This is a genomic window from Streptomyces sp. MK37H (assembly GCF_018035285.1).
Lineage (GTDB): Bacteria > Actinomycetota > Actinomycetes > Streptomycetales > Streptomycetaceae > Streptomyces > Streptomyces endocoffeicus.
Window position 1 is genome coordinate 1 of the sequence record NZ_JAAAYH010000715.1, and the last position, 2,730, is coordinate 2,730.

At 73.2% G+C, this 2,730-nt stretch carries 1 protein-coding gene and 1 pseudogene; one reads left to right on the forward strand and one right to left on the reverse strand.

The genetic code is table 11. The features are described from left to right. Nucleotides 1–28 precede the first annotated feature (28 nt). Complete coding sequence (locus GWI24_RS43115; RefSeq protein WP_247617687.1) at nucleotides 29–2,251, reverse strand: hypothetical protein; 2,223 nt, start codon at nucleotides 2,249–2,251, stop codon at nucleotides 29–31. 146 nt (nucleotides 2,252–2,397) lie between these two features. Here GWI24_RS43115 and GWI24_RS43120 point away from each other — a divergent pair. Continuing rightward, nucleotides 2,398–2,730 (forward strand): annotated as a pseudogene (locus GWI24_RS43120) (glycosyltransferase family 39 protein); the annotation flags it as partial.

Here is a 2,730-nt window from a genome sequence, read left to right on the forward strand (position 1 = left end):
CCGGGTGACGTAGATGTGGGGTGTCGTGTTACCGGGTGATGGACCAGCGTCCGGTGCCGGGCGGCGAGGCCGTGTGGAGGTCGCGCAGCCGGACGACCGCCTCTCCCTTCTCGGCGAGCGCGTCGACGGCGTCGGTGAAGCGCTGGATGGACGGTGGTGTGGCGGGGCCGAGGAGAAGCTCCTTCACCTCGCGGCGGGCGGTGCGCAGCTCGTCGAGGGAGGGGTCGAAGAGCGGGCGCAGGAGGTTCTGCATTCCTGATGCCCCGGGACCGAGCGGATAGGCCGCCCTGGCCATGACGTTCTGCCGCCGGAACTCCTCCTCGCCGACCCCCGCCGGGACGGTGAGGGCGTACGGCTTGAGGGTGGCGAGGAAGTCGCCGACCACGTCGGAGGGGTCGCCGATCAGCACATCGGCCTGGTCGAAGCAGGAGTGGAGGGTGGGGGTGTCCCCCTCGATCACCTGGTGGAGCCAGGGCGGTGAGGCCGCCCAGTGGGCCTGGTGCCACTCCCGGCGCAGCCCCTCGGCCTCGGTGAGCAGGGCCGGGTCGGGTGCGGCGCGGTCTCTGGTGAGCATGGCCTCGTCGGCGTCCGCCCGGCGCAGGCGGGCGTCGAGCGCGGCGATGCGCTTGGTCAACTCGGCGCGGTGGCGGGCGGCTTCGGTGCGGAGGGCTTCGGTGTGCGGGGTGTCGGTGTGCGTAGCGTCGGTATGCGGGGCCTGGGCGTCGTCGGGCTCTTCGCCGATGGCGTCCGGGGTTACGACGGCGTCCGCGCCGAGGGCTTCGGCTGCGAGGGCGTCCGCGCCGAGGGCTTCGGCGGCGAGGGCGTCCGCGCCGAGGGCTTCGGCGGCGAAGGTGCCCTTGCCGACGGCGTTCGCGGCGAGGGCCTCCGCGGCGCGCCGCTCGTTCGCGGCCTGGATCAGGGCGACGATACGGCGATGGGCGGCGTGGTCCTCGGGGGAGCGGTGGCCGGTGGGCGGATGCGGCCGGTAGAGCACCCGGACCGGGCGTTCGCTCTCCAGCAGCGCTCGTACGATCGGCTCACCCGCCGCGAGGTCACGGGTGGGCGCGTACAGCACGGTGGGCAGGGGCGTGGGCGTTGACGCGGGGGCGTGGCCGGCTCCCGCGACGCGCAGGCCGTCGAGCTGGGGGCGGCCGATCTCCACGATATCGGCCTCCTCGACACCGACCGCGGCCTGCACATAGCGCCGGCGCCCCGCCTCGCCCGCGACCCACACCTGGTCGTAGACCTTGCTGTACGGATCGACGGCGGCCGTCTCGTCGCCGTCGCCGGGGGCCAGGAAGACGTGCTGCATGGTGGGGATTCGCAGGAGGTGGATGTTCCGGCCGGTGTTGGCGGGGTAGAGCGCGACCCGCACCCCGCTCAGGTCCAGCTGCGACAGATGGGCGGCGCTCGGCACGCACAGCACTGGCAGCGGGGTCGGCTCCAGGGCCTCAAGCAGTTCCCGTTCGCGCAGGATGACCAGGGACGGGGTGTGGAGCGCGGCCACGGGCCCCAGCCATCGGGTGACCTGGTCGGCGCGTTCGCGCGGGCCGGAGAAGTAGAGCACCGTGCGGGGGCGGTGACGGATCAGCCAGGCGTCCACCTCGGCCAGCACCTCGGCGGCGCCGGGCAGTCGGCGGGTGGCCCGGACCAGGTACGGAACGAGCGCCACCACCGTGATCAGGGAGGAACCGGCGGCGAGGGTGAGCGCCGCCACCACCCAGCGGGCGTCACCGGTCGTCAGCGACGCGGTGAGCCCGAGCAGGGCGGACAGCTCGTAGACCAGGATCCGCTGACCGGGCCATTCGGTGAGTCTGCGGGGCGGCCGGTCGCTGATGTCCAGTCGGCGCAGATCGATGTTGCGGGCCGCGACCGCGAGGGCGCGGCGCCGCCGGATGAGGGTGGTGAGCGCGGCGTGCAGGGCCTGCCCGGCGAGCAGACACAGCACCAGCGTCATGGCCGCGGCCAGTCCGATGGGCCCGGTGACATGGAGTCGGCCGAGCAGCAGGAGCAGCAGCACGCAGCGGAACTCGAAGCGTGACGTGGCGCCCATGTGGAGCCGCCCCAGACGGGTCATCAGCCCCGGCGCGGTGCGATGCAGCAGCAGCTCGCAGCCGCACCCGGCCAGCCCGGCGGCCGCGAAGACCCCTCCGGCCCCGGTGAGCGCCGCCACCGCCATGGTCACCAGACACCCGGTCAGCGCGGCGAAGGCCACGAGACCGCGGGGGCTTTCGATACCGAGGCGGTTCATGACGCGTGCCCTTCGCGGCGGATGAGTCGTTCTGACTGCACACTGTAGGCGAATAGTCGTATTTATGCCTTTTGTTGTCGTGTGGAGTGGGTGAGGTGAGGGTGCGAAAGCGCGGGATCTCCAAGCCAACGGCGGTCGTGCTCCCGATGGCCGTCATGCTCGGGCTGGGGCTGTGGGGCCTGGACCGGGGCGCGATGTGGCGCGATGAGTCCGCGACGTACCAGATGGCCCGGCGGACCCTCCCTCAGATCCGCGACGCGCTCGGCACGGTGGACGCCGTCCACGGGCTCTACTACCTGCTGATGCACCCGGTCCTGGCCCTGCGGCCCTCCGAGGTGACCATGCGTCTGCCCTCGGTGCTCGCCGCCATGGCCGCCACCGCCCTCGTCGCGGCCCTGGGCTGCCGCCTCGCCCGCCCCCGGGTGGGCCTGTGGGCCGGCCTGCTCTACGCGACCACCCCCGTGGTCACCCACTACGCC

Excerpts from the sequence above, each read along its gene's own strand:
- GWI24_RS43115 (WP_247617687.1), bottom strand. The coding sequence starts at position 2,251 with ATGAACCGCCTCGGTATCGAAAGCCCCCGCGGTCTCGTGGCCTTCGCC.